The organism is Fulvivirga sp. (genome assembly GCF_040220315.1).
In the GTDB taxonomy this organism is placed as follows: Bacteria; Bacteroidota; Bacteroidia; order Cytophagales; family Cyclobacteriaceae; genus Fulvivirga.
Map to the genome: position 1 here is coordinate 1 of NZ_JAVJUY010000159.1, position 5,710 is coordinate 5,710.

6 protein-coding genes are annotated in these 5,710 nt (G+C 34.1%); 4 read left to right on the plus strand and 2 right to left on the minus strand.

Annotated elements, in window-relative coordinates:
• The first annotated feature begins 407 nt into the window (after positions 1 to 407).
• From RLO81_RS07785 to RLO81_RS07800, 4 genes are all read left to right on the plus strand, one after another.
• Positions 408 to 1,067 (plus strand): ATP-binding protein, encoded by a 660-nt coding sequence (locus tag RLO81_RS07785; protein ID WP_350109653.1) that lies wholly within the window; start codon positions 408 to 410, stop codon positions 1,065 to 1,067.
• Between the two features lie 67 nt (positions 1,068 to 1,134).
• The gene (locus RLO81_RS07790) at positions 1,135 to 2,589 is read left to right on the plus strand and encodes a hypothetical protein (protein ID WP_350109656.1); all 1,455 of its coding nucleotides are present in this window, start codon (positions 1,135 to 1,137) and stop codon (positions 2,587 to 2,589) included.
• 261 nt (positions 2,590 to 2,850) lie between these two features.
• The gene (locus RLO81_RS07795; protein WP_350109659.1) at positions 2,851 to 3,069 is read left to right on the plus strand and encodes a hypothetical protein; all 219 of its coding nucleotides are present in this window, start codon (positions 2,851 to 2,853) and stop codon (positions 3,067 to 3,069) included.
• 81 nt (positions 3,070 to 3,150) lie between these two features.
• On the plus strand, positions 3,151 to 4,017 hold the full coding sequence (locus RLO81_RS07800; RefSeq protein ID WP_350109661.1) for a DUF6602 domain-containing protein: 867 nt from the start codon (positions 3,151 to 3,153) through the stop codon (positions 4,015 to 4,017).
• Between the two features lie 269 nt (positions 4,018 to 4,286).
• Here RLO81_RS07800 and RLO81_RS07805 read toward each other — a convergent pair whose 3' ends face one another.
• Both RLO81_RS07805 and RLO81_RS07810 read right to left on the minus strand, forming a co-directional pair.
• Positions 4,287 to 4,694: a VOC family protein gene (locus RLO81_RS07805; RefSeq protein ID WP_350109664.1), complete on the minus strand. Its 408-nt coding sequence runs from the start codon at positions 4,692 to 4,694 to the stop codon at positions 4,287 to 4,289.
• 16 nt (positions 4,695 to 4,710) lie between these two features.
• Entirely contained in the window at positions 4,711 to 5,541 is an 831-nt protein-coding gene (locus RLO81_RS07810; protein ID WP_350109667.1) for a type II toxin-antitoxin system RatA family toxin, read from the minus strand.
• Positions 5,542 to 5,710: the final 169 nt, after the last annotated feature.

A 5,710-nucleotide genomic window follows, 5' to 3' on the forward strand; every position in this document is an offset into this window, starting at 1 on the left:
ATGAAACGATTAATGACTCAAAAGATCCTATGATAATTAAGTGGTTTAATGACAGCTATATTCAGATTCCATTAGATAGTTACTAGTAATTATTTCTAACAAATTCGAGATTATTGTATTCTTCAATTTGTGAAAGGCGCATTGCCAGATGAGACTTAGTGTTCTGGCACAAATTATCAACACCTTCTCCTTGGATACTTTTAGGTTTATTTGGTTCAGCTCTTGGCTATCGTCAAATGAAGCTTGAATGTTTCATCTATTTTCCATTATCTCGCGCCATCATTTACTGTGCTATTATTTCCTTATGTTTCTGTAAGTGGCTTGGCCCGGTTGAGAATTGTATCTGCCTTGATTTTTGCTTCTTTTCATCTAAAGAAAAGAAGGTAAGAAACAATCAAAATATTACCATGAAAACATTAAAAAACAACCTTGACAAAACCTTCCCCTCCTCCAAATTCCTCTTCTCCGAAGTCACCGCCTACCTCCAAAAGTTCGGCCGACAAACCTATGGCCAGCACTTCACCATCATCGAGGAGGACTACGAAACCATCTACAAACTATTTGTTTATTTCTATCAAGATGAAGAGAAGGCTGAAAAGCTAAATATCAAACTTCATAAAGGGATCTTTTTAACTGGACCTATCGGCTGCGGTAAAACTACATTGATGAACCTTCTCAAACACATCCATCCTCCACATAAACAATATGTGATGGTTCCAACTCGAAAAATCGCCTATGAATTTGCAGAGCATGGAATCAAAATCTTTTACAAATACACCGCTCAATCATTCCGTGCCATTGGATCTGAAGTGCAGCCTCGAGCTTATTGTTTTGATGACTTGGGAGTTGAAACCTCATTACCACACTATGGTGCTAATTTAAACGTAATGGCCGAAATTCTCCTCAGTCGTTATGATTACTATCTTAGCCATCAAATGCTCACATTTGTTACCACCAACCTTGCAGCCAATGAAATTGAAAATATTTATGGTAATAGAGTTAGAAGTAGACTAAGGGAAATGACTAATCTTTTTTCATTTATGGGCTCATTTGATAAAAGGAATTAGGTGTTTTTACCTAATGGCAAAAAAGACTTTTCTATAAATTTATTTTATTTAGGGTAAAATACATGCTATGAAATTCTTTACCTATATCATTCTATTCACCTCACTAATAAGTTGTAATATAACGAAACAGCCTTCTTCAAATCAGGCACAAAATAACAACGATGTAAAAATTATTAAACTCAATTTTGAGGATAAAAAATTAGACTACTCTCAAGTTGATGAAGAATCTGAAATACAAGAAGGACAATTTTATCAGTTCAAAATTGAAAACATCAACATGAATTTATATGATGTAAAAATTAACACACTAGATTCTACGGTGTCCAGTTCTATCAACATGCCCACATTTGGCACTTTACAACTGGAAGCACTCTCTGCAATAGTTGAAAATATTGGTTCTGTTACAGCCTCTAAATCCAAATTTGAAGCAATTGAAGATGAATTAAACGATAATTTTAAAACAGTATCATTGAGTGCAATTCCTAATGCAACAAAAGGCAAAGGCAATTTCAAAGAACTAACAGAAATTGGTAAGAAACTTATTAGTTACAAAGAGGCTCTCTTATTGCTAAACAAAAAACTCAAATACAAAGAGCTTTCAGTTGAGAATCTAAAAACAAGAGTAACCAAATCCATTTTTTACAATTTAGATCAGTTAGAAATAGATGATCATATATCCTCGAAAAATTTGATTGATAGTATCTCGGAGATGAGAATTTCAATAATTAAGCTTAGGGATAAAGTACTGACCGACTATAGCCTGTATCTTGTGTACGAGAAAACAATTATTGATAAAATTAAAGATGAGAAAGACTTTAAAACTGTAAATGAAGCTATAAAGAAAAGCTTTTCTGATCTGGTGATAACTATTGATGCGTTGTTTGACTCATTGAATAATGAGAACGCCAAGAAACTCATAGAATCAATTATATTTTTAGAGAAAAATAAAAATCAAGATTACTTATCATCACAATTTCAATTCAATGGAGAGCGAGCCATTTTGAAATATGCTATCACACCGAGAGATTCAAAATTCAATTTGCCTACATATAAATCAAGTCTGATTTTTCCAGAACGAAGCAATAAGTTCATTTCGGTGGGGCTTTCATTTTATACATCCAATTTACATGACGAAGTATACTCTTTTGAAAGTAATCCTGCCCCTGATACAACATTTTCTATTGTTGAGGAGGATGTTAGTGGTTTTGAAATAGGAATGGCGTCAATAGTGCGAGTGGGTAAAGTTGTAAATAATGAGAAAATGATTTCGGGTCATTTTTCTTTTGGCCCGGGAGTATCCATCACAAATAAGGTTAGACCAAGATTATTAATAGGTGGCGGTTTATCAAAAGGTGAAAAACATATGATTGCCTTAGATGCAGGAATTATAGTTGGACCTGTAGACAAGTTAAGTAAAACTATTGGGGTGAATGACTCTTACCCCGAACCAATTAACGATCCAACGATTTCTGATCTTAATATAGGGTGGTTTTTATCACTTGGCTACCATTTTAATTTTTAACTTCAAATTATATATTCAAATGTGATTAGTAACGAATGATTTGATTGTCCTCCCAGAAAATAGTGATTAGGTATTTTTACTCAATTTCATAGGTATTTTTCCCTAATTCGAATCAAAAAAATGGCACTCTTTTAGCACCATAATTGAACTTTGTAATAGGGTGTGTATTTGATTAAGGAACTAAGAGTAAAGTAAAAACACAGTTATCTAACTATTTCAAATACCCCCAATGGAGCCTTCTATCAGATAATTGGGGGAGCCATGCAATACCTCAGAGAAGATTCTTTTGAAGGGTTATATGAAGTTCTAGGCCATTTAAGAAGACCATTAGATATTAAGCTGGTGAGGTTAAACTTAGAATGGCGCGATTCCGAAGGTCATGAATTCGAAACCTCAATGACAGATATTCAACTCTTAAGAAATCTATTCCAATCTTACCCTGAGCTCGCAAAAGCTTTTGGATCCAACATGAAAAAGTAAATTCCTTAAATTAAGTATCAAAATATTGGCTCCAAATTGAGTCAATTATTTTCATTCTAATCTTAAAACATAGAAACAGATATGGCAACGTATAATAATATTTTTGATTTAAATGTTAAATACATAGAGTATTTATTGGCTAAATCCCTATTCACACATCAATATGTTAAAAACGTTCAAGAATCAGGGAGTGGGCTTGAGTCAGAAATCAGAATTCTTTTTTCAAAATTAATTCCCAAAAGATTTAAAGTTACACACGGTTACATTGCAAGTGCTCAAAGTGTGAATCAATCTCCTAGTGTTTCTCCTCAGGTTGATTTAATAATCGTTGACACTTTTGTTCCACACAGTTTGTTTGTTATTGATGATGATAAAGGGTTAGAAATTGTCCCCGTAGAATCAGTAGTTGGGATTTTTGAAATTAAGCGGACTTTAAACAGAAAATCACTTTTAGGAACAAAAAAATCAAAGGGGGCTCTAGAGCATTTACATGATATCTGCAGGTCTGTAAATATTAGAAAAAACAATTCAACCAAATATTTGCCGGGGGGTCTGCAAATTGGGGGTGGTATATCAGGTGGCTTATCATCTAATCCTTTTTTGGGGATATTGAGTATTGATTATTCAGATGTTTTAGTAAATGGAAAGCGTAATAATACTTTAGAAGATTTACTGAGAATAGCACCCAACGTTCCTGAATTTGATTTAATAGCTAGTTTGGGAGGGCTAATGTATGGACTTATCGATCCAACACCTCCTCATAATTGGAGGATACTAAACCCCAGATTGGCTAATTCTGTTGTTTTATACGGGACAAGGTCTAAGAATAAAAACACATCACATGTTCATTTGATTGCCCGAACTTTTGGGTACTTAATTGCCTACTTAGAAGGATGCTGTGGACGAAATGGCTCTGTAGAAAATTATTTTTTTAATAATACAATCTAGGATAATTAAAGCCGCCAAATATGGCAGGTAAAGCGGTGCATCTGCGGTACTCATACGGTGTTGCGTTCCGTAAACTGCCAATTTACCTGCGCAAAAAGGCAGGTGTTCACACCGTAAATCGTTCCACAAGGAAGCTCTTAAAATAATGGTATTAAAAGTAACAGGCTACGATTTCTTTACTGAAATCGAGGATCACAAAGAGTCGGCCTTTGAAAACTCTAAATCTGAATCCCTTTGGCCTGTTACAAATTAATCAAGAAATTATTCTCCTAATCTTTTCCTCCTAACCAGTTTAAAGGATTATAAACTACTTCCCATAAGTGTTTATCTAAATCCATAAAATAACCATGGCATCCACCCCACTTAGCTTTATGTGCTTTTTTTATCAAGTTTCCTCCTGCTTCTCTGGCTCTATCTAAGATTTCAATAACTTTCTGTTCAGATGAAACAGTATATGTTAAATTAATGCCACTATAACCAGGGCATTCTGGTTTCATTCCAGCCTCCTGAGCAATATTACTCAGGCTTGAAAGTTCAATCCACTTGCCATTGAGTCGCATTAAAGCTGCCCCTGGTGGAGACTCGAGCATGGGCAGCCCTAAACCTTCATGATAAAATCTTATGGAGGCTTTCAAATCTATAACTCCTAATGTTACCATGCTTAAACCCAACTTCATAGAATATAAGTTTGGACTATTTCTTTTCAATCATTTCCTGCCATTTATCCAAAAGTTCTTCACATACTTTAGTGAATTGATATTTCATTAATGGATGCAATACAACATTGTGTATTGGCTTTTTATATTCAAACTCAAACACCATAATAATTTCTTTCTCGTGATTAAGATTTTCATCAATCTTCCATGTTCCGCTTAAAGTTTTTAGTGGGTAAGGGTAGTCTGGTGCATTAGTATTAACCTTAAAAGAATATTGCCTTTCGTCTTGCCATAAAGTGCATGTTTCAGTCCATGAATCACCTTTATGTGTACATTGCCTTACTAACCCTTCTTTTTCTCCAGATACTATTTTGGCACCGTCTATATTTGGTGCTACCTTATGATAATTTCCTACATCAGATATTACCTCCCATATTTTAGATTTACTTCCTTTAACTTTTCTACTAAATCTGAATATTTTTAACCCTCTTTGGCTGCCTTCATCCATTCTTGCCAAACCTTTAGATTGTCCTATAGCAACAACTGTTACTACCGCTGCCACAGCGGCTATGGCTATATTGCCTTCAAGTGTTATGTTATATGGATCCCAAATTAATAAAACAATACTCGCTACAACCCAGAGCACATCTTGTACTATGATCCATAAAACAGGCAAAGCACGTTGTTTTATTATTTCTACAACAAGAATAAGTGCAAAGACCAATAAAAGTATTCCTAATATGAAAAAGAAGTTTGAATGAGGAAGTCCAAAAAGTTGTTCCACTTCTTCTTGAAAAAGGAGTAATTCAACTCCAATGGCAGTAGAGAATAAGGCATTTGCTGCTAAAAATTTTTGTAAAGTATTCATTTTTTAAAGTTGTTGATAAAGTGAAAATTATTGTTGGAGTGAAATTATCAGATAGAACATATACATTATTGATACTTTGCGCCAGATTATTGAACTTTATAAAATGAAAATTTCAGCACCCTACATGCACAACCTTTTGGTTTATGCTTCCTATCAAAATATTGATGTT